This is a genomic window from Cryobacterium sp. Y29 (genome assembly GCF_002929825.1).
Lineage (GTDB): Bacteria > Actinomycetota > Actinomycetes > Actinomycetales > Microbacteriaceae > Cryobacterium.
In genome coordinates, this window is sequence record NZ_PJJN01000034.1 from 193,595 (window position 1) to 214,098 (window position 20,504).

General features: G+C 65.3%; 14 protein-coding genes. All 14 read right to left on the reverse strand.

Features of this window, described 5'->3' with window-relative positions:
• Positions 1-13: 13 nt before the first annotated feature.
• The 14 genes from CXY74_RS11225 to CXY74_RS11290 all read right to left on the reverse strand — a co-directional run bounded on the left by CXY74_RS11225 (position 14) and on the right by CXY74_RS11290 (position 20,493).
• Positions 14-2,563, reverse strand: coding sequence for a transglutaminase domain-containing protein (locus CXY74_RS11225; RefSeq protein WP_104200491.1), 2,550 nt, complete (start codon positions 2,561-2,563; stop codon positions 14-16).
• Positions 2,560-3,948 carry a DUF58 domain-containing protein gene (locus CXY74_RS11230; RefSeq protein WP_233193343.1) on the reverse strand — a complete coding sequence of 463 codons (1,389 nt, stop codon included), beginning with the start codon at positions 3,946-3,948 and terminating at the stop codon, positions 2,560-2,562. The genes CXY74_RS11225 and CXY74_RS11230 overlap by 4 nt, the downstream gene beginning before the upstream one ends.
• Entirely contained in the window at positions 3,945-4,910 is a 966-nt protein-coding gene (locus CXY74_RS11235; protein ID WP_104200492.1) for a MoxR family ATPase, read from the reverse strand. Before CXY74_RS11235 ends, CXY74_RS11230 begins: the two co-directional genes overlap by 4 nt.
• Before the next feature lie 19 nt (positions 4,911-4,929).
• On the reverse strand, positions 4,930-11,037 hold the full coding sequence (locus CXY74_RS11240) for an Ig-like domain-containing protein (protein WP_146070123.1): 6,108 nt from the start codon (positions 11,035-11,037) through the stop codon (positions 4,930-4,932).
• 16 nt (positions 11,038-11,053) lie between these two features.
• Positions 11,054-12,226, reverse strand: coding sequence for a serine/threonine-protein kinase (locus CXY74_RS11245; RefSeq protein WP_233193344.1), 1,173 nt, complete (start codon positions 12,224-12,226; stop codon positions 11,054-11,056).
• A gap of 325 nt (positions 12,227-12,551) precedes the next feature.
• Complete coding sequence (gene pilO, locus CXY74_RS17730; RefSeq protein WP_199183210.1) at positions 12,552-13,253, reverse strand: type 4a pilus biogenesis protein PilO; 702 nt, start codon at positions 13,251-13,253, stop codon at positions 12,552-12,554.
• Entirely contained in the window at positions 13,250-13,918 is a 669-nt protein-coding gene (locus tag CXY74_RS11255) for a hypothetical protein (protein ID WP_104200495.1), read from the reverse strand. Before CXY74_RS11255 ends, pilO begins: the two co-directional genes overlap by 4 nt.
• Complete coding sequence (gene pilM, locus CXY74_RS11260; RefSeq protein WP_104200496.1) at positions 13,915-15,003, reverse strand: type IV pilus assembly protein PilM; 1,089 nt, start codon at positions 15,001-15,003, stop codon at positions 13,915-13,917. Before pilM ends, CXY74_RS11255 begins: the two co-directional genes overlap by 4 nt.
• Positions 15,004-15,009: 6 nt before the next feature.
• Positions 15,010-16,416 carry a polymer-forming cytoskeletal protein gene (locus CXY74_RS11265; protein WP_146070124.1) on the reverse strand — a complete coding sequence of 469 codons (1,407 nt, stop codon included), beginning with the start codon at positions 16,414-16,416 and terminating at the stop codon, positions 15,010-15,012.
• Complete coding sequence (locus tag CXY74_RS11270; protein WP_146070125.1) at positions 16,407-16,934, reverse strand: hypothetical protein; 528 nt, start codon at positions 16,932-16,934, stop codon at positions 16,407-16,409. Before CXY74_RS11270 ends, CXY74_RS11265 begins: the two co-directional genes overlap by 10 nt.
• 47 nt (positions 16,935-16,981) lie before the next feature.
• Complete coding sequence (locus tag CXY74_RS11275) at positions 16,982-17,416, reverse strand: type II secretion system protein (protein WP_104200499.1); 435 nt, start codon at positions 17,414-17,416, stop codon at positions 16,982-16,984.
• A gap of 37 nt (positions 17,417-17,453) precedes the next feature.
• Positions 17,454-17,885, reverse strand: coding sequence for a type IV pilin protein (locus tag CXY74_RS18310; RefSeq protein ID WP_104200500.1), 432 nt, complete (start codon positions 17,883-17,885; stop codon positions 17,454-17,456).
• A 149-nt stretch (positions 17,886-18,034) separates the two neighbouring features.
• Positions 18,035-19,264 carry a type II secretion system F family protein gene (locus tag CXY74_RS11285; RefSeq protein WP_104200501.1) on the reverse strand — a complete coding sequence of 410 codons (1,230 nt, stop codon included), beginning with the start codon at positions 19,262-19,264 and terminating at the stop codon, positions 18,035-18,037.
• Positions 19,261-20,493: a type IV pilus twitching motility protein PilT gene (locus CXY74_RS11290; protein WP_104200502.1), complete on the reverse strand. Its 1,233-nt coding sequence runs from the start codon at positions 20,491-20,493 to the stop codon at positions 19,261-19,263. Before CXY74_RS11290 ends, CXY74_RS11285 begins: the two co-directional genes overlap by 4 nt.
• Positions 20,494-20,504 lie beyond the last annotated feature (11 nt).

Here is a 20,504-nt window from a genome sequence, read left to right on the forward strand (position 1 = left end):
ATGATTCATCCATTTATGCTTTGCGGCCGCTGACGGGCGGCCGCTCCCCCATTCTGCTGGTGTCGCGCCGGTTCAGGCGCACGATGATGACGTCGCGTCGAGATGCGCTGGGTCGAAAAGTGAAGAGTGGGCCGGCATTGGCTAGCCGAGAAAAAGAGCGCAGAGAGATGGCAGCGCGCAGGCGTTGGCGCCTCGTCCCGCTCGCCGCGAGGCTCGCTCGCTCGACCGTGACGAGTGCCCAGAACGCGTCGCTATCGGCGGCCTGCGGCGATGTTTCGCCAAAGACGGCCCGGTCGGCCAGGGTCGCGAGCTGTGCGCCACCGACCGATTGGTAGTGCGCGGCCGTCTCGACCCGGGTCATGCTTCCTTGGTCTGCCAGGCCACGGTCGACGGCGGCGTCGATGTATTCGTCCCAGCCGCCGGCGAACCGCGCCGACACGTCGGTAGCCCGCGCCCGGTCACGGCGGCGTTTGAGTTTGGCGCCGAGAATAACCAGGAACGGCGTGCTGATCGCGAGCAGTGTGGCCAGGCTGATGCCGCCGATCTTGAGGGCCGCGAACAGCCAAGCGAGGTCGGGGCCGGTAACCGGATCCTGTTCCTGCTGATCTTCGCCGCTGGTGGGGTTGGCCTCGGGCGCGCGCTGCTCGGTCGCTCCCTCGGCGATGACCTCGGTGTTGTACTGCGGGTCGCGCATCGTGTCGTCGATGGGTGAGAGCGGGTTCTGAAATTGTGGGGTCGCGTCAACGGTGACCCAGGTGCCATCGCCGTTGCCGACCTCCACCCACGCCGCGAGGTTCTGCCCCGAACAGACACCCGCGAGGCAATCGCCGGGTACGTCCGAATCAGCAGCCTCGGCCGCTCCGAGGGTGAATCCCAGCACCACCCGAGACGCAAATCCGAGGTGACGGGCGAGCAGAGCGGCAGCGACGGCGAACTGTTCGTCATCACCGACTCCAGCCACGAGCTGGGAATTCTCGCTGGCGGTCGTGCTGTTCTGTTTCTCGAGCAGCGCGGTGAAGAGCGCGTCAATGCGGGCGACCGAATGCCCCGACAGGCTCGGCGAGAACTGGTAGTCGCCGAGGTCGGCGGTCCAGGAAGCCACCGCAGGCACGGTCAGAGCATGGCTGAGGTAGCCGCGCTCGCGCAGGCGGGTGACCAGTTCGGCCAAACCGGCGCCATCACGCGTGATTGCCTGGGCGTCGACCCAATCGACCAGGCTCTGCGGAATCAGCGTGTCATCGATCGAGCTGCTGGCCGGGCCGGCGAGACCGGCCAGGTCCGTCGCATCCGCTTGCCGCTCGGAGAGGATCGTGTAGCGGTCACCGTTGGTGAGGGCTTTGAGTTGAATTCCGGATGCCGTACCCGCGTTGTAGAAGAAGCCGTCGCTCAGGTCAGCAGCGCGATCACCGGCAAAGCGGATGCTCGACAGCCCGCCGACCCCCGGCATCCAGACGCCGGAGTACCCGGCAATGTCGAAGCGGGTGGTGTCGCTGTCGGCGCTAACGCCGCGCAAGTGCGGCAGCCGAGCAAAGGCGGTGGTGTGGTCGCTCTCGCCGTCGGCCGGGTTCACGACCCGAAAGACTTCACCGTCGTAATAGCTGAGCACGGCCAGGCGTACGTGCGAGGCGGTGCCGTCGTCGACCGCAGTGCCGGTCACCGTGAACAGCTCAGCGTCGTACTGCTCGGCGCTGAAGTAGCTGCGGTATTGGCTGAGCGGGCTGACGTACTCGCGCAGTTCGACGGTCGGGTCGATGCTGCTGCGCAGCACCTCACGGGTCGGCGTCGCCGCGACGGCCGAGAGTCCGCCGAGGGTGATGCCGATGGCAAGCACGAGTACCCCGAGGGCGAGAATGGCCCGACGAATGCGACCACCGAGGCCGCCAAGGGTGCGCCGTACCCCGGTCGTCCGGGCAGCCAGGGCGAGCGCCGCGCTTCGGGCCAGGTGGGTGCGCCAGGCCAGAAAGCCGAAGGCGAGCAGCAGAGCGGCCAGACCGATCAGGCTTTCGCGCGGAGCCGGCACGCTCACCCCGACCACGGTCAACGGAACGCTCACAGCGCTCGATCCGAAGACCAGGCCGAACAGTTGTACGCCAAAGATCAGCGGCACGGCGAGGGCCACGAGCCGGCCGCCGCGCCAGGCCAACGAGAGCGCGGCCGTCGTGCCGCCGAGAAACAGGAGAAAGGCCGGGGCGAGCAATGACTGATACGAGCCGACCGGCAGTTGAATGGTGACGAGCTCTTTCCAGCTGAACACCGTGGCAGTCACCAGGTCGAGCAGCCCACCGAGTACGCCGTCAATACCCGTGAGGGCGGTCGGCACCGCGAGCGGAACTCCAAGCACAAGGTAGGCGCCGAGCACGGTGAGCAGCACGGTGAACCACGACCAGCCACAGCGCTCCCCAAGCCAAGCGAGCGCCACCCCGGTCAGAACCGCTCCGGCCGCCATGATCAGGTAGCTGGTGGCCTGGTAGATCGGCCAGGCCGCCCAGACGGCAACGAGCATCATCGCCACGATGAACACGCCGTTGATCACGTGGGCACGGTATTGTACGGGCGCGCTCATGCCGCTCTTCGGCTCAGCAGGGCGCGAAAGTCGTCGAGCACGCCGATGGTCAGCACGCTGGTGCCGGCCAGGTCACGAAAACTTGGCTGTTCGTTGGGGTTGCACAGCACAGCGACGACCTGCACGTTGCCGGCGAATTTGAGGGTGAGGGCTTGCAATCGCCGCGCGGTCATGGCGGACCCGCAGACCACGAACGCGATGGAAATATCGGGCACCACCTGCGCGGCGAGCACGCAGACGTCTTCGACGTGCATCGCGTGTGGACTGGTTTCGATCGCGGTGAGGTCATCGAGCAGGGTGCGCGTCGATACGACGCTCAGGCTGCGCACAGAACGGATGCTGCTGCGCACGATATCGGGGATCTCCTCGCTCGCCACGACGGCCAGGTCCCGCCCATCGCGAATCGCCCGCACGCCGAGCGAGCCAGCAGCACTGACCGCCATCTCGAACTCATCCTCGGAGGCGTATTCGGTGGCATTGAGGCTCAGCACGATGGCCAGGCGTGAGCGTCGGCTCTCTTCGAACTGTCGAACCATGAGTTTGCCGGTCTTCGCGGTGGACTTCCAGTGGATGTGCCGCTGCCCGTCACCGGGCGCATACTCGCGAATGGCGTGAAAAGAGATGTCGGAGTCGACGATATCGCTCGTGGGGTTGCCCTCGAGGTCGCGCACGAAACCGGCGCTCGTACTCGGAATCGACACGGTCACCGGGTGCACGAACAATCGGTTGACGTCGGCCCAGGCAACTTCGCGTCCAAGCACACCGAGCGGGTCGCTGCGCACGGTCGTGACCGGGCCCACGTCGATGACCCCGCGGCGGTAGGCCGGCACGCGAACATACTCTTCGTGAACCTGGCCGGCGCGCAGCAGCGGCACGTAGACATCCGCGAGCCCCTTGCCGATGGGAACGTCGACGCGCCCCGGCAGCTCGAGCCGTTTGGAGACGTTGGTGACGGTGAGGGTGCCGAGCACCTCGGAACCGGCCACGACCCGATCGACCGGCAGGACGAAATCCACGCTATAGGCGCGGCCGCCGGCCAGAAAAGGCAGCGAGATGAGAATGAGGGCCACCGCCACACAGCCCGTGACGATCAGCTCGGTCCAGCCGAAGACCAGGCCGAACGGCAACAGCACGATGGCAGTGGCGACCACCACCCAGCCGGCCGGTGTAACCGTTTCGCCGACCCATTCGACGGATGCCTTCACACCGGTTCGCACCGTTCGCAACACGCGCATCCAGAGCACGACAGCGCCCACGAGGGTCAACGTCGTCGACGTGTTCGTGCGCGTGGTGCTGTACCGGGTATGCGTGGCAGACCTGGTCCGGGTCGAAGCGCGCGTCAGCGTCGATGTACGTGCGCGACGCGATTCGGTGTGAAAGCTCACGCCAGGTCGCTCCGACTGGGCGGAACGACGTTCAGCAGAATCTGGCCAATGACGGCGCTCGCGGTGACGCCATCGAACTCGGCCTCGGGGTCGAGCACGCAGCGGTGTGCCAACACCTGGTCGGCGAGGGCCTTGACGTCGTCGGGGGTGACGAAGGTGCGGCCGTGGGCGACGGCCCAAGTTTTGGCGGCCTTGGTGAGGGCCCGGGCGCCGCGCACGCTGACGCCCATGCGCACCTGGCGGGCGTCGCGGGTGGCCTCGACCAGGCGGCCGATGTAGTCATAGACGAGCGGGTTCACGAACACTGAGCGCGCAATGTCGCTCATGCTCACGAGCGCCTGCGGGGTGATGACCGGGGCAAGTTCGTGGCGCACGTCAGCGGTGCCTTCGAGAATGCGAATAGTCGAGGCGAGGTCGGGATAGCCGAGCGAGGCCTTCATCATGAACCGGTCGAGCTGGGCTTCTGGCAGCCGGTAGGTACCGGCCTGCTCGATCGGGTTCTGGGTGGCGATGACGAGGAACGGTACCCCGGTGGAGCGGGTGACGCCGTCGATGGTGACGTTGCCCTCTTCCATCGCTTCGAGCAGCGCCGACTGGGTCTTCGGGCTGGCCCGGTTGATCTCGTCGGCGAGTACGACATTGGCGAAGATGGGTCCGCTGTGAAACTCGAACTCGCCGGTCTTCTGGTCGTAGACGGTGATGCCGGTCACGTCGCCGGGCAACAGGTCGGGGGTGAACTGAATACGGGTGGAGACACCCTGCACGGTCTGCGACATGGCTCGGGCGAGCGAGGTCTTGCCGGTGCCCGGGTAGTCCTCGAGCAGTAGGTGCCCCTCGCTGACCATCGCGGTGAAGGCGAGTTCGATCACGTGGCGCTTGCCGAGGACGACCTGCTCCACGTTGTCGACCATCATCGTGAAGGTCGCGGTGAACCAGTCTGCCTGTTCCGGGGTGATTGTCATGTGTGTAGCTCTTTCAGTGTCACGGAGTCGAAGACGAAGTCGGTGTCGAAGACGGAGACGGAGACGGAGTCGAAGACGAAGTCGGTGTCGGAGACGGAGACGGTGTCGGAGACGGTGTCGGTGTCGGTGTCGGTGTCGGCAGGCTGGACGTACAGTCGACAGGGGTGGGTGTGGTCGTGCCGGCTACCTCGTCGAGACCGGAGGTTTCGGGTGCCTGCCAGGTGAGGGTCCAGGCCACGTCCTTGACCTGGGTGGCATCGACGGGAACCACATCGCCCGGGTACTCGCTCCACCGCGGCCCATTTTCATCCGGCACGTTGTAGAAGGCGGAGGTGACCCGGGCCTCAGCCAGCCCGGCGGAGGTCGCGTCCATGGCAACTTTGAGGGTGCCGCCGGCGCCGCATCCGTTGTTATTCAGGCTCGGCACCGCGTACTCCACTTGCCAGGCGCGGTTGGGGTCGACTGCCGTGACCGTTGACCACTCGCTGCACAGGGTTGAATCGGCGCTCAGGCAGTACCGCACGCGGATACCAGGGTCGGCGCCGAAAACGGTCGAGCCGGTGGTCTCGTCGAAACGCTCGAAGTCGGTCCTGAAGCCGGTCGGCACCGGCGCCGACGACGTAGGCGCCTCGATCAGGTACTGGCCATTAGCCGGCGGCGCCACCAGGTAGGTGTACTCGCCGTCGCCCGGGCCTGCCGGCGCCTCCCACGTGGTGATCGCTCCGGCGTTGGCCATCGTGACGCCGTAGCCGTTGGAATAGCAGAGCGTCACAAAGTATTTCTTGTGCTGGGCGAGATTACCGATTGTGGGATCGTCCGAGGTGGTCGCTCCAGCCGAGGTGAAGCCGGCCGGAGTGAGTCTGCAGCTTGCACCCTCGGTGAGCGAGGCCACGTACAGCACGTCTGCTGGCAGTGCGCTGAAATTCGCGTCAAACCGGGCGTCTCGAACGATGATCGACCGGTTTTGCGAGCTCAGCGAACCGGCACTGGTAATCTCGGGCGATCCGGCAACGCGCACGGCCTGAGACGTCGTCTCCTCGGTCGGGCCGCTGCCAGCGGGCTGGTCATTCCGGCTGAGGGGGGTTACGGTCACGGTCTGGTTGCCGACACGAAGCGCGAGGGTGAGCTCGGTCGTTCCGGTACCTGGCGTCTGAACCCGTTGTTCCCTGCCGTTGACGCTGTAACGGTTGGTTGATGGGTCGTTGTTCTCGATCGTCACGGAGACGGCACCGGTCGACGCGCTCGTGGTGCCTTGCTGGAAGACCGGTTCGGCCGCGAGCTCGCCCATGCCCGGCGTGTCATACGACCACGCCGTCACGCTGACGGCGCTGCGCGATTCACCGACGGCGTTCACGGCTTTCGCCTCGTAGCGGTCTTTCTGGCCATTCGCGGTCGTTCGGATCACGCTGCAGTCTCCCGACGCGTCGCAGCGGCCGACCGACGCACCGTTGCGGTACAGGTTGAAACCCGCCAAGGCCGGGTAGGCGACGTTGGCAGCGCCGGGACTGACCGAGAGTGTGATTGTTCGGTCGTCGTAGGCGATCTGGGCCACGGCGTTCGGCGCCTTCGGGTAGCCCCGCAGGTCAACCGTTACCACCCCGTTGCGGCTTCCGGCGCTGAGCTTGCCCTGGGCGTCGCGCACCACAAAGCTCGCCTCGCAGACCCCGCCGGCGGTGTCACCAGACCAGGTGGCCCGCACGTTTCGCAAATTCTCGACCGCGAACGACACTCCCACGCAGGTACTCGGGGCAGTGACGGAGACCAGTTCAAGTGGGGTGCCCCGGTAGAGGTTGACCTCGCCGGCGGTGCCGACGACCGCAATCGAGCAGCTCGATCCCGACGATTGGGTGCAGGTCGTCGCCACGGTGCCGCCCTTGGGTAGTTCGCTCGGCGCCGGGCCCACCTTGAGTACGAGCGCCGCCGCAATCGCCTCGCGGTGGCTCGACAGGCTCACCGTGACCGCTGCCTCGCGGCCGGCCACGGCGTTGTCAGCGACACTGATCGTGAGAATCGAGCCGTCCTGCGTCACGGTGAACTGGTCAGACGAGTAGTTGATCGTAAAGGTCAGTGCCGGCACGTCATCCTTGCCTTGCCATTCGACCATGTGGCTGAGGTCGTAACGAATGACTTCCGAGCCGGGGCTTGCAGTGAGCGCCGCCGGCCGCAGTTCCGGTTGGGGGTCGAGCGGCTCCACCACGATCGGCACGACCAGCTGCGTGTAGTCCTTCTGCCCGTCGATGCGGGCCGGTACCGTGCAGGAGTCGGTCCACGGAGCGTCGGAACCGGCCGTGTAGGTGACCGTCGTGCCGGAGTCGAACGTACACGTCGCGTTGCCCCGCTCCCCCGACGAACGGATGCCGGTGCGCTGCAGTTCCAGCGTGGAATCAGCGGGAATCGATACGAGGCTCGTCAGATCAAAGCTGACGGAGGCGTCTTCCCGCACGTTTTGGTCGACGTTTACTTTTTTGAGCGCGATGATGGTCGCATCCTTCGCCGGAATGCGCAGGAACCCATAGGTAGTCACTACGACACCCTGAAAATTTGGTCCGGTCACGGCGAACGGTGCGAGCAGTCCTTCGTCGGGAACGTCGCCGCTGATCTTCCAGCCGGACACGTCGAGGCCCGGGTGGTCACCCCACAGAGTCAGGGTGAGGTCAGAAACATCACCAGAGTTCCAGGACACCTTGTCGGTGACCACGTCGATGCCGTTCGGGAACCCGTCTCGTTCGTCAAGGGTCAGGGTCGTGTCGATCACGATCGGATAGTCGGGCACCGAGGTACGCACAACCTTGACCACGATGAGGCCCTGGCCGACGTCGTCGTTGGCATTGGTCACCGAGTACACGAAGGTGAGTAGGCCCGGTTCGTCGCCGGCCGTGAATACCACTCGTTCATCGGTGACGGAGTCGATGCGCTGCGCCAGGGCGTCATACTCATCGGTGCCGACCGCCGCGTCGGGGGTGACCGCACTCAGGGTCAGGCTGCCGCCGCCGGGTTCGATGTCGTTGGCGGCGGGAAAAACGACGACCTGGTTGCCCGGCCCTGCCTGCACCTCGACGTAGTCGCTGAAGGTGATCGGGCTCGGATTGGAACGCTGGTCGAGCACGCCGATGCGCACGAGAGCGACGCCGGCGGACCCGGCGGTGTCGCGCACGCGATACTGAAATTCGATGGCGCCGTGATAGTCGCGTGGGCTGGAAAAGACGATGGCATCCCCGGTGGCATTGAGCGAGGCCGTGCCGCGCGCCGGCTGGGTCAGCACCCGATCGAGCACGACGGTATCGCCGTCGGGGTCGGTGCCGAAGCTGTTGAAGGGAATCTCGATCGTCTCGCCCGACAGTACCCGACCGTAGAGGGTGTGCGGCTGCGGAGCCGTGTTCTCGCCGTTGGCGAGCACCTCCACCGAGACTACGGCCGAGTCGATGAGTTCGGGAGCGCCAGCGGTGTACACGCTGTAGGCGAGCTCGTAGCTGCCCGGTTCGTCGGGGGCGAGGTAACGCAGTTCGACGCCAGCTGCGAAGGCGAGGCCACGGTCGCTGCGGTTCTGCACGGACCCGGCGTTGAGCATCACGATGTTGCCGTCGGGCGCCACATCGTTGTTGAGCACCGGAATGTCGATCTGGGCACCGACCCGCACCGAGACGCTGTCGTTTCTGGCGATCGGAGCCTGCGGAACGGATGCCGCGAGCAGGTAGACGGTGGCCTCGCCGCGCACGGTATAGAGCGGATTTTCGGTGCCGTCCGACACGGTGTAGCGCACGGTGCCGAGCTTGCCCGGCCGTTCGTCGGCGGTGGAGCCGCGCACCCGCAAAATGTTTTGCCCGACGACGTCGACGCTGAGCGAAGCACCGAGTGCGGTCTCGGGAATGGCTTCGCCGAGCAACAGCACACGTCCGGCCGGGTTGGAGACGGCGGTGAAGACGTCAACGCTGGTGTCGGCCTGGGGTCGCACGAAAACCGTCACCGGTGACGTGGTGAGGGCCTGAGCATCCGCTGACACCACCGAAATGCGCACGAGCGATACGACCTCGGCTACGTCGTCGGCGATGGTGAGGCTAACCGTGTAGTTGCCGATCGTGGTCGCAATGAAGTCGATGGCGGTGCCGTTCGCGGTAATGCTCACGGTCGACCCCTCGGCGCTCGACGGGGTCGTCGCCGAGGTGACGCGGTACAGGCCGGCAGCTCCCGAGATGTGCTCGGCCGGGTTCACCGTGAGCCGCTCGTTCACCGACGCGAGCAGCGCGAAGGGTTCGACCGTGAGCCGCGGCGTTGGCGTGACCACGATGGTGAGTACCTTCTCGGTCGAAGCGCCATGGATGTCGGAGACGCGCACCAGAATCGTGGCCGACTGCGCGGACTGTTCGGCCGCATTCGGGTGCTTGTAGACGAGCACGCCGGTCGGCGTTACGCTAACCGAGCCGATGTCTGTGGTGTTGACAGCGGATGCGACGAAAATGGGATCTCCGTCGGGATCGACCCAGCCGGGCAGCACCGGCACGGTCACTGTTCCGCCCGGTTGCACCTCTGGGCTCGGCCAGTCTTGCAGGCAGCCGTCGGTACCGCACCAGACCGGCGCCGTGTTCACATCGTTGCCGTGCACGGTGAGAGTGACCGTGGTCGACGGCGAATCGAGGCCGCCGGTACGGGAGCCGTCGGTGATGGCGTAGTTGAAAGTTGCCGAGCCGCTGGCGCCGGGGGTTACCTGCACGGCAAGTGCCTGGTTCTGATCCGTGACGGTGATTGTGCCGAAATCGGGATCGAGGCCGGTGACCGAGGCCGGCACGACGCTCAGCACGTCATCGTTGGCGTCGTGGTCGTTGAGCAACGCCGGCAGCGGAACGAGCTGGTCGACGCGCACGCCGAAAGAATCCGGCACGGCCACGGGGGCCTTCGGTTCGACGACTTCGGAGGCTTCTTCTACGTTGTCCTGGCGCTGGGGCTCTTCGGCGGCGGCCAGGGTCCAGTCCTGGGAACTCGCGACCAATGCGCCGCCGGGAACGGTCCACACCCATCCGCTCTGGGTGTCGTTGAGAATCAGGAGTGACTCGTTGGCACGAAACGCGGGCGCGGCGTCGCCGTTCGGAGTGACCGCGCCGTAGCTGAGAACGGATTCGCCGCCGTTCTCGCTAAACAGGGTGCCGCCGGCACCGGAAGCGGGTAGCCAGGCGGCGTAGCGCTCTCCTTTAAAAGGGGTCGGCGCAGCGGGAGCCCCGAGTACCGTCTCGGAATTGCCGACCAGTTCGGTACGGGCACCGTCGGTCAGGGCAAAGGCGACCAGGCCGGTCTGGTCGGCGATAAGCACGTCGTCGGCGGCGGTGCTCGGGCGTTGCAGCACGGCCAGTTCGCTCAGGTCAGTCGCGACCGGTGCGTTTTGGCCGGCCAGCCACAGTTCGTCACCGGCCACGCTGAGCAACGCCCAGCTGTCACCGACGACGCTCAGCTGACTTCCGGGTTCGGCCGGACCGTCGGTGACAGCGTCCTCGCCGAGAATCTTGTCGTCAACGATGGAATAGCGCAGCATGCTTTCTGCCGCGCTGGAGTAGCTGTAGAGCACCCCGTCAGGCGTGATCGCGATGGCGTCGGAGCGGTACGCGCGTGGCAGCTCGCCCGGGGTGACCTCGTCGTCGGCGTAGGGGTTCACTGAGCGAGGCTCTTCCCCAGCGCCGACTGCCCCGGCCAAGACCGCTCCCGCGGTCGTGAGGTAGCCGACCCAGGAACTCGACGACACGATGGTGCGGGTTCCGGCCGGCGTGTTGTCGTAATCGCCCGCGTCGTCGCCGAGGTTGATCGGTGCCGCGAGGCTCACGTCGACCACTTTTTCGTTGTTCTGGGCGAAGAGCAGCACGGTGGAATCGGTTTGCACCAGTTCGCTGGGTGCTGGCACTGTTTTCACGGTGTCCAGTTCGCCCAGGTCGGTGTTGACGCGGGCGTACCGGTTGCCGTCGCCGCTTTGCAATGCCCAGATCGAACTCGCGTTCACTGGCGTCTGCTTCACATCGAAACCATCAGCGACGATCGCCACCGTGGCCAGCAACGCCCCGATCGCGGCGACCGCTGCAATGCGAATCACACCAAGGCGAGCCTTCGAGAGCCCGGGCAGGCGACGACGAGCCCGTTTGCCGGCCATCAGAACACCCCGCCCATCAGATCACACCGGCGATCACGAGGGCACCGATGGTGCCGCCGATGCCGGCGACGACAGCGCCAGACAGGAGCAGACTCAGCCTGAGCGGCGTAAATCGCGTGCGCCCGGTGTCGTGATCGCCGAGCAGGGTACCTTCGCGGGTCGGGGACGCCGGAAGGCGCGCGCTGCGCCGGGGGCCAGGGCGCAGGGTGGGAACAATGACATCAGAGATGACAGCGCCGCGCGATTCGTGGTTGTCAAAGTCCACCGGTGCACCAGCAGATGCCCAGGCTTCGTCGGCTACCTCCAGCGCGGTGAGGGGCAGTCCGAGGTCCCGCTCCACGCGCTGCAGGTCGTAGGCACATTCGAGCATGCTCGCCTGGCGGGCCGCGGGATCGCGACTCATCATGCGGGCGAGGGCACTCTCGAGGGAGGCGGGAACATTCGCTCGCCCGATGCTGGTGAATTTCGCTCGGCCAATGCGCTGTTTCAGTTGCGCGCGCGACCCGTTGGACCCCGCGGGCAGTTCGAACGGCGCCCTGTCGGCCAGCAGCGAGTAGATGGTGGCGCCGAATGACCAGACCTCGGTTGCTACCGTGCCGCTGGTGCGTTCGTCGACGACCTCCGGTGCGCTCCAGGGCAGCGACATTGCGAACAGCTCGTCGCGAGCGCCGCCGGCCAGGGAGGCGGCGATGCCGAAGTCACCGAGCACCGGGCCGCCGAATGTGGTCGTGAGAATATTGGATGGCTTGATATCACGGTGCAGCACCTTGGAACGATGCGCCGTCTCGAGGGCGCAGGCGATGCGCACGGCAACGCTCAGCACGGTCGCTACCGGCAGCGCTACTGCGCGTTCTCGCGACGAATAGGAGCCGGGGCAGAATTCCATGACCAGGTACGGGCGGCCATCGGCAGAGATGCTGGCGTTGTACACGGTGAGAATAGACGGATGCGAGCTGAGCCGCGCCATGACGTCCGCTTCGGCGTTGAACGAGCGCAGCACGTCGTCGTTGACGATGTCCTGCAGCAGCACTTTGACCGCAACGGAACGGCGAGGCATGTTCTGTTCGAAGAGAAAAACGTCGGCAAATCCACCGGTGCCGAGGGGGCGCACGTAGGTGTAGCCCGACAAAACGGGCGGAGCAGAAGGAAGCCGCCTACCCATCGCTCCCCCGACCTGCTTTGTTTCCATGGTGCGTCTTTGTGTTGGCTCGCAAAGACTCAGCCGGTCTCACGTTTAAGCCTAACCACGACACTCGACCCTGTCACCCACTCGGGGAAATGGCACACCCCCATAATGGGGGTAATGGGCTCCGGTCGTACCCGCTTGTCTGGGGAAAAAGAGTGCATTGGTTGACGCCATCGTCAGCACCTTCTCTTGGTTGCCGGCAGGAGAATCACCCTGCAGGCCAACCCGCGCATGTGGGCGCACGTTCCAGCCGACTATCCGACCGACCAATACGAAACCGTTCGTCCGGTCGAACGCACGCACGCACGCACCTCATTCAGCGCAGACCTCAGCCCACGTTGAGAAGCACATAGACAATCCCCGCGATCTGGCCCGTCACCCGGTTGGGAGTGTCAGCAGCGGGCGTGCCAGAACTGAACGAGGTAACCGTCAGCAGACGCTGCCCGTTCTGCACGCCGTCAAGAAATTCCAGCACGGCGTCGAAACTTCCAGTGACCGAGATCGTGACCGGCACGGCGATAAAATTCTCCGCGGTCACCAGCGGGCTCGGCGCCGCTGAACCAGCGGCGTCGGTGTCGGGCGCGGTCGTGCCGGGCACCGTCGAGTCGGGCGCCGTCGAATCGGGCGCCGTCGAATCGGGCGCCGTCGAGTCAGGCGCGATCGTGTCGGCCGCGGGCACGACCGGCACATAGGGCATCGCGTCGGCCGACGTGAACTCAGTCACAGTGACCGACGTGCGACCGGCAATGGCATCGAGCTGGCCGATAAGAGCCGGCAGCGCCGCACCCTCCGGGATCGCCGCCCGCAATACCGCAAGTTCGTCCTGCACCGTTTCAAGGCCGTCGAATTCACGCTGCAGGGCCGCGAGCTGCTGTTCGTAGACCTCGTTCTGGGCGAGGGCTGCGGTTCGCGTCGCGCGGGTCACGCCCACCTCCTCCAGCTTGGGCGATATCCCCAAGGTGAACCCGGCCAGCACGACGAGCGCGATGACGAGCATCGCCCCCACCAGCCACCACTTTGTCGTCGTCACTGGCTCACCTCGGCTTCTGCGAATCGGTTGGAGAACGCCTCGGCGTTGACGTGCAGCGTGAGACTCACCTCGTACGCACCGGAGTCGAGCAACGCCACCCGGGTCGGTGCGCTGTCGGCGTACCCGGGCAGGGTCGCCATCGCGTCGAGCCAGTTGGGAACACTCGGCAGGGTCGGGCTGGTCAGGGTGAGGCTGATGGTCGCCACGCGACTCGGCTGTAAGGGCGCACTCGCCTGCACGTACGGCACCCACGGCGAACCCGCGTCCAGCACCACGGCGCCGATCACGACGTCGCCGGGCAGTCGAGCGCGAATCTGCTGCAGATAATCGGTCCAGTCGATATCAACGGATGTCGCCAGCCGGCGGGCCGCGATGGTCGCGTCGACGTCCTCCTGCGCCCGGCGCACCTCGATGTATTCGCTCTGCGCCGCCAGGAGTTCGGTCGTGCGCGTCTGCACGACGGCGAGGCTGGCCTGACTACGCGCGGCTTCCCAGGTGGCGGCCGCGATGCCGGCGCCCGTGACGAGCACGACCGCGACGACCGCGACGGCGAGGCCCCGCCGCAGCCTGCGCCCTTTGTGTTCCGCCGTGATTTCGGGCGGCAGCAGATCGACCCGGGGGTCACCGCCGATGACCGGGTCGTGATCTGTCTTCGGCGCACTCATGGTGTGCGTCCCAGTGCGAGGCCGAGGGCGACGAGATAGTCGCCGCCTGAATTCGCCAGCCGCTCGGTGTCGACTCCTCGACCAACGGCGAGGCCGCCGGTCGGGTTCGGCGGTGCGACCGGCAGTCGGGTGAGTTCGGCGAGTTGCGCGGCGAACCCGCCGAGCCGTGCTCCGCCCCCGGTGAGAACGACACGGGTCACGGGCAGGTCGCTCCGGGTGTGGATGAAGTAGTTCACGGTGTTCCGCAGGCTGGCGAGCAGTTCACTCACGCCCTCGTGAATGACGAGCCCGGCGATCGCCGCGATATCGGCCGGCCCAGCGGCATCCGCTGACCCGCCCGGGAGCGGCCCACTTGAGCCGATGCTGGAGGCGCGTTTAAGGGCCTCCGCTTGATCGACGGGCAGGTCGAGCCGCGCGCTGAGTGCCTGGGTGAGGTCGTCACCGCCGGCCGGAATGAGCCGCACGAACTGGGGCACTCCGCACGCGGTGATCACGATGCTCGTTGTCCCGGCTCCGACGTCGATCTGCGCAACCACATCGTCGGTGGGGCGGCCCCGACGAATGGCACGGCTGAGGGCAAACGGAATCAAATCGACCGCGACCGGGTTGAGCCCGGCCAACTGCACCGCCCGAACGTTTCGCAAAACCACTTCCTTCACCGCGGCGATCAGCAGTCCGTTGAGCTGCGGCCCCGACTGGCCATCGCCGGGAACGGCCTTGATCGGATAAAAGTCCAGCAGGGCCTCAGACACCGGAACGGAAAGCAGATCCTGCACCTGAAACGGTAACGCCTCACGGATGCTCCGAATCGACTGCGCCGGAACGGTCAGGTCTCGAGCAACCACCCGATGGTTTCCCATACCGATGACGACATTCCTGCTGGTGAATTTGCCGCCCGCCCACAACCGTTTCAGCTGCGAGGCGACCGTGTTGGGTTCGAGTACCTCGCCGCGTCCCACTGCGCCGTCGGGCAACGCCTCCTCATGGAATCGCACAATGGTCGGCTGTTCCCGGTCAGCATCGGCCAGTTCGACCGCCCGCAGCGAAGCCCGGCCAATGTCGATGCCAACGACGTGGCGCGTCACGGTGTGCTATCCATTACTCAGGTCCCTCATTGACGTCATGTTTCCCAGCCGGGGAACAGCGCCAGCCGAGCCGCCTCCGGTCACCGTGCCCGTGTCGAGGTCGATTCCCGGCAGGCCGAGCGGCGCCGATTCGAACCGGGTGTTGTTCTTGAAGTCGTTGGCCCCGTTCGCATAGAGCTGGCCGCGCCACTCGAAATTATTCATGGCGTTGAACCGGCAGGGTGTGTAGGTCATGGCGTCGAGTGTGGGCGCTACCGTGAAACTGTTCTTCATCACAAAGTCGCCTTGCGACGCGCCACAGGTGGGCAGGTGGTCGGCCACCCGGTCGGGCGTGATGAACCAGACTTTATGTCGAGATGTCGACGAGGACTGAAAATGCACGTTGTTGACGAAAGTGAATTTGTCGGCGAAAATCACGACATCGGAGCTGAGCTTTACCGTACCGGCGGCGGTGACACCAGAAGGGCACGCAGCCAGGGCGTTGATGATGACGGGTCTGCCACCGTTCGCGGCTGCAGAGAGGGTCGTTGCGTCGATGGTGCAGCCAGCCCCGATTGTCGCGACTTTATACGGCACTCCGCTTGCGTCGATCCAGTCGCTCGGTGTGTAGTCGAGATCGACCCAGGGCGGCACCATGGGAATCGGTGTTCCGACGGTATAGCGCGTGTAGACACCGCCGATCCTGCTGGCCCGTTCGGCCTCCGTCAGATTCACGCTCGCCGCGGTGAGGTTGCCCGTTACGGCGCCGAGCGTCGCGGCACCGGTGGCCCACGCGTTACCCTCGATGGAGCATCCGCCGATATTGAGGCTGCCGGTCGAGACGACTACATCACCCTCGATCACCGTGTTATTGGAGCACGATACGTCTCCGTTCTTTACCTGGATGGCCGCCCGACCCGACTCGGCCACGAGCAGGTCGGCATTGTTCATGAACACGACACCGCCATAGAGATACATGGCCGCGCCGCTCGGCTGCACGCCCGGGGAGACGGCTGACTCGTACTCGAAGATCGCCTCAACTCGAGTCCTATCCGACGCCGACCCGGTCAGCGAGCTTCCGGTTGACTCAACGCGCAAGCGCACAGCCGCGACGCCGGCGGCGGGGCAGCCCGCCACCCATACGTTGTCGGTCGAGCTCAGGGAATATGCCACCTCGGCTGTGAATTGTGGCGAGGATCGAGAGTAGCTGGGCCAGCAGATGCCCTGGGTCAAACTAAGTTCGGCCGCGCTGACACCGCTTTCGGCGGCCGCCACCGATTGCACCGAGGCGCGGGTGCTTTCAGTGAAATCCAGCGCGTTTAGAGTGACCGCGGTCAGTGTGAGGGTGATCACGATCATCACGCCCATGACACCGATCACCGCCATGAGTGCGCTGCCGTCCTCAGCGCTGGCACCGTCGCGTCTCATAAGCATGGTTCACCAATCGTTGCGAGTGTGCGCGGCGTCACCGTCGTGTTGACGACCACGGGTTTTTGCGCGCCGGCGTCGAGGGTGAGGGCTACGGTGATGCGGTCGTTTACCCCGCCGAAGACCGCCGCACCGGTCGTGCTGACGCCGTCGCCCAACTTGATCCAGCTACCCAGATCACCAGAGACGGGTGCGGTGATGAGACTTGCCGGTGAAGTGCGCTTCGTGTACAGCGAGCCACCGTCAGCCGGAGTGTAGAACCATGCCTGGCACGACCAGACCACGGAGGTGGCGCCGCCCGCGGTTCGCGCCACCAGAAACTGGGTGTCGTCGATGCTCTGCAGCGAGACCTGCGAGGCGTTTCTCACCCCTGATTGCACTGACCGACTAATCAGCTGTCCGAGGTTGGTCGCCTCGGTCGTGCTGCGCACGTCCCGTTCTGTTCCCACCGAGCTGATCAGCATGCCGCCGATGATCGTGAGTACCACGACGGTAAAACTCATGTAGACAAGAAGTTCGATCAAGGTGTATCCCGAGTCCAGAGGGCCCGAAGCTGACGTCGCGCAGCAAGTCATGGCGCGTCCAACAGAATGAGGGTTTCCGCGGCGGCCAGCTCGTCGTTCGACCCCACGAACGATGCCCACACCCTCATCTGTACGACGCGTAGGTACGGCTCGGCGCAGACGTCGGTAGACGGCAGGTTGAGCCTCAAGTGCGGTTGCAGGAAACCACGTTTCGTTTCCACCGCCGCCGGAACACTCGCGGTGACGGCCTTGACCGCCGAGCAACTCGACCCGGCAGCCCCGACCCGCTCCAGCTGCTGGGCCACGACCTGAGTCGCCTCGGCGATGGTCACGTTCGTGTCGGAGACGCGCACACTCTGCACGAGAATCGGCAGAAAGGCAACGGCTAAGAGCCCGATGAGGAACATGGCCACGACAATTTCGACCACTCCGAAGCCGCTTTCGCTGCACGGTTTCGGGTTGCGTTTCAGCCGCGTGGGCATGGTTGCCCCTTTTCATAAATGGGTAACGACAGCGCGGTTACGGACCCGCGAGGAAGGCGGCGCTACAGGTGCCTTCGAGTGCGGCGCCGTTGTCATCAATGGCGAAGGAGTGATCGGAATCCTTAAATGTTCCCTCGATGCAGAAGGCGGTGGCCGACCCGGTCAGCACGACGACGACCTCTTTGCTCTCGGTGTACGCGCTCGCGACATCGAGGCTCGCCGGGAATCCCTTGGTGACCATCTCGGCGACAACGGCGGTCTTCGCCTGGGTGATCTGGGCTTTGACGGCGCTGTCCTTGGCGCCCTCCTGCTGGTTGAGGAAGATCGGAATCGCCACGGCGGCGAGCACGCCGATGATGAGCACGACCACGAGCAGCTCGATGAGGGTGAAGCCCTGTTGCCGTTCTCGAATCGCCGTGCGGGTGCGGGAGAGTGCGTGCAGGGTGCGGTGGATTAGAGGTCGGATCATGAGCGTGGTTTCCTTATGCTGTGGATCTGCTGTGGGCGTGGGAAAGTGGGAATATGGAGAATGCCACACTCTCACTAGATCTGATCTTACGGTTTTCTACCCTTAATTGGGGGCCATCACGAAAACTTATGCCAGCAATCCCAGACCGGCTATTTCACGTATTCAAAGATGCTGAACATGGGCAGATAGAGGGCGACGATCATGCCGCCGATCACCACTCCGATGAACGCGATCATCAGCGGCTCGATGAGTGCCGTGAGCTGTTCCGTGGTGGCCTGCACCTCCTGGTCGTAGAAGTCAGCAACCTTGGCGAGCATCTGCTCGAGGGCGCCGGCGTCTTCGCCGACGGCGATCATCTGCACGACCATAGGTGGGAAGATCGGCGCCTGTGCCAGCGGCCCGGCGATCGACCCGCCTTGGCGCACCGACTCGGCCACTTTGCGCAGCGCGGATTCAATAACCCAGTTTCCGCTTGTCTCGCCGACAATGGCCAGCGACTGCAAGATGGGTACGCCGGCGGCGATCATGGTCGAGAAGTTTCGGCTGAACCGCGCAATGGCGAGCTTCATGAGCAAGGGCCCGAACACCGGCAACTTGAGCTTGAACGGGTCGACCCGGCGACGAACCGCTTCGGTGTTCTTGTTGGTGCGCCACCAGAACGCACAGGCGGCGCCGAGCACGAGCAGCAGCGGCCCGAGCCAGACCATCATTTTCGACAGCACTACGAGAAACTGGGTCGGCAGCGGCAACTCCCCGCCGAGGCCCGCGAACATCTTCTCAAACACCGGCACGATGAAGATCAGCATGCCGATTACAGCAAGCACGGCCATGATGAGCACCACGACCGGGTACGCGAGCGCGGACTTGATCGTGTCGCGTAATTTCACCTCCGACTCGAAGTTGGCGGCCACCGAGGTGAGTGAGCTTTCAAGAAAACCGCCGGTCTCCCCGGCCCGCACGAGGTTGATCATGATCGGGGGGAACACTGCGGCGTGTTTCATCATCGCCTCGGAGAGCGACGACCCGGTCTCCACCTCGGTGCGAATGGTCGCCAGAATGCGGGCAAGTTGAGGGTTCTCGGTCTGCTCCGAAAGGATGTTCAGGGTACGCAGCAGGGACAGCCCGGCACTCGTCATGGTCGCCATCTGTCGACTCATGACGGCGAGGTCCTTCAGCCCGATTCCCTTGCTGAAACCGGGTATGCGCACTTCTCGTTTGAGCCCGGTACCCACGTTGACCTCAGCCACCGAAATCGGCGCGAGCCCCATGCCGCGCAGGCGCTGCATTGCGGCGTTCTCGGAGGCGGCATCCAGTCGACCGGTGACGATCTTGCCGACCGCGGTGCGGCCCTTGTACGCGAAAACACCACTGGCGGTCATTGCTGTTCCCGGTTGGAGTACGAGTCGCCGAAGTCGATGCCGTCAAACCCCGACGGCCCGGCGGCGAGGTCGCTGCTGTCCGATTTGCGTATCAGTTGGGCGAGGCTCTCCTGGTCCTGCGCCTTGTCTTCAGCGGCCTTGCGGGTGATCGACCCGGCGTTGACGAGTTCGGCGAGGTGCTGGTCCATAGTGTGCATGCCCAGGGCTCGTCCGGCCTGCATGGCGGAGGCGATCTGGTAGGTCTTGCCCTCGCGAATGAGGTTGGCGACGGCTGGCGTGACGATGAGAATTTCGGTCGCGACGACCCGGCCGCCGCCGACCTTCTTCACCAATGCCTGGCAGACGACGCCCTGCAGGGTCGCAGCGAGCTGGGCCCGCACCTGCCCCTGCTGGTACGGCGGAAACACGTCGATGACCCGGTCGATGGTCTGAGCGGCATCCTGGGTGTGCAGGGTCGCGAACACGAGGTGGCCGGTCTCGGCCGCGGTCAGGGCCACCGAGACCGTCTCGAGGTCGCGCAATTCACCGATAAGAATCACATCGGGGTCCTGACGCAGCACGTGTTTGAGAGCGGATGCGAAACTATGGGTGTCGTGGCCGACCTCACGCTGGTTGATCAGGGATTTCTGGTGCTGGTGCAGAAACTCGATCGGGTCTTCCACCGTGACGATGTGGTCGGCCCGGGTGCGGTTGACCAGGTCGATGAGCGCGGCCAGGGTCGTCGACTTACCTGATCCGGTGGGACCGGTCACGAGCACCAGGCCTCGGGGCAGCTGAGCGAACTGGGCCACAGCATCGGGCACACCGAGCTCGCCGAGCTGTTTGATCGCCCCGGGAATCAGGCGAAAAGCACCACCTACGCTCCCACGCTGCTGAAAGTAATTCACCCGGAACCGGGCTCCCGCGGTCGTGTAGGCGAAGTCGAGCTCGAGTTCCTCTTCGAACTGGCGCCGCTGCTCGCGGGTCAGCAGGCTGAACAACGCCGTGGCGACCTTGTCACGCTTCCACACCGCGGCGCCGGCAATCGGCCGCAGCCCGCCGTCGAGGCGGATGCACGGCGGCGCCCCCACCGTCACGTGCAGGTCGGAGGCGCTCTGAACGACAACCTCGCGCAGCGCCGCGACCAGCGCGGGGTCCGGCCCGACGTCAAGATCGGGGTCGTCGAGCGGCCAGCTTTCCGCAGCGACGCCCGGCGGCGTGACCGGAATCTCGTAAATTTCCTGACTCATCGTGACTGTCC

What these genes read in the sequence shown, in the direction of transcription:
- CXY74_RS11290 (WP_104200502.1), bottom strand. Translation starts at nt 20,493, where the DNA reads ATGAGTCAGGAAATTTACGAGATTCCGGTCACGCCGCCGGGCGTCGCT.
- CXY74_RS11265 (WP_146070124.1), bottom strand. Translation starts at nt 16,416, where the DNA reads ATGCTTATGAGACGCGACGGTGCCAGCGCTGAGGACGGCAGCGCACTC.
- CXY74_RS11235 (WP_104200492.1), bottom strand. Translation starts at nt 4,910, where the DNA reads ATGACAATCACCCCGGAACAGGCAGACTGGTTCACCGCGACCTTCACG.
- CXY74_RS11245 (WP_233193344.1), bottom strand. Translation starts at nt 12,226, where the DNA reads ATGGAAACAAAGCAGGTCGGGGGAGCGATGGGTAGGCGGCTTCCTTCT.
- CXY74_RS11255 (WP_104200495.1), bottom strand. Translation starts at nt 13,918, where the DNA reads ATGAGTGCGCCGAAGACAGATCACGACCCGGTCATCGGCGGTGACCCC.
- CXY74_RS11285 (WP_104200501.1), bottom strand. Translation starts at nt 19,264, where the DNA reads ATGACCGCCAGTGGTGTTTTCGCGTACAAGGGCCGCACCGCGGTCGGC.
- CXY74_RS18310 (WP_104200500.1), bottom strand. Translation starts at nt 17,885, where the DNA reads ATGATCCGACCTCTAATCCACCGCACCCTGCACGCACTCTCCCGCACC.
- CXY74_RS11225 (WP_104200491.1), bottom strand. Translation starts at nt 2,563, where the DNA reads ATGAGCGCGCCCGTACAATACCGTGCCCACGTGATCAACGGCGTGTTC.
- CXY74_RS11240 (WP_146070123.1), bottom strand. Translation starts at nt 11,037, where the DNA reads ATGGCCGGCAAACGGGCTCGTCGTCGCCTGCCCGGGCTCTCGAAGGCT.
- CXY74_RS11275 (WP_104200499.1), bottom strand. Translation starts at nt 17,416, where the DNA reads ATGCCCACGCGGCTGAAACGCAACCCGAAACCGTGCAGCGAAAGCGGC.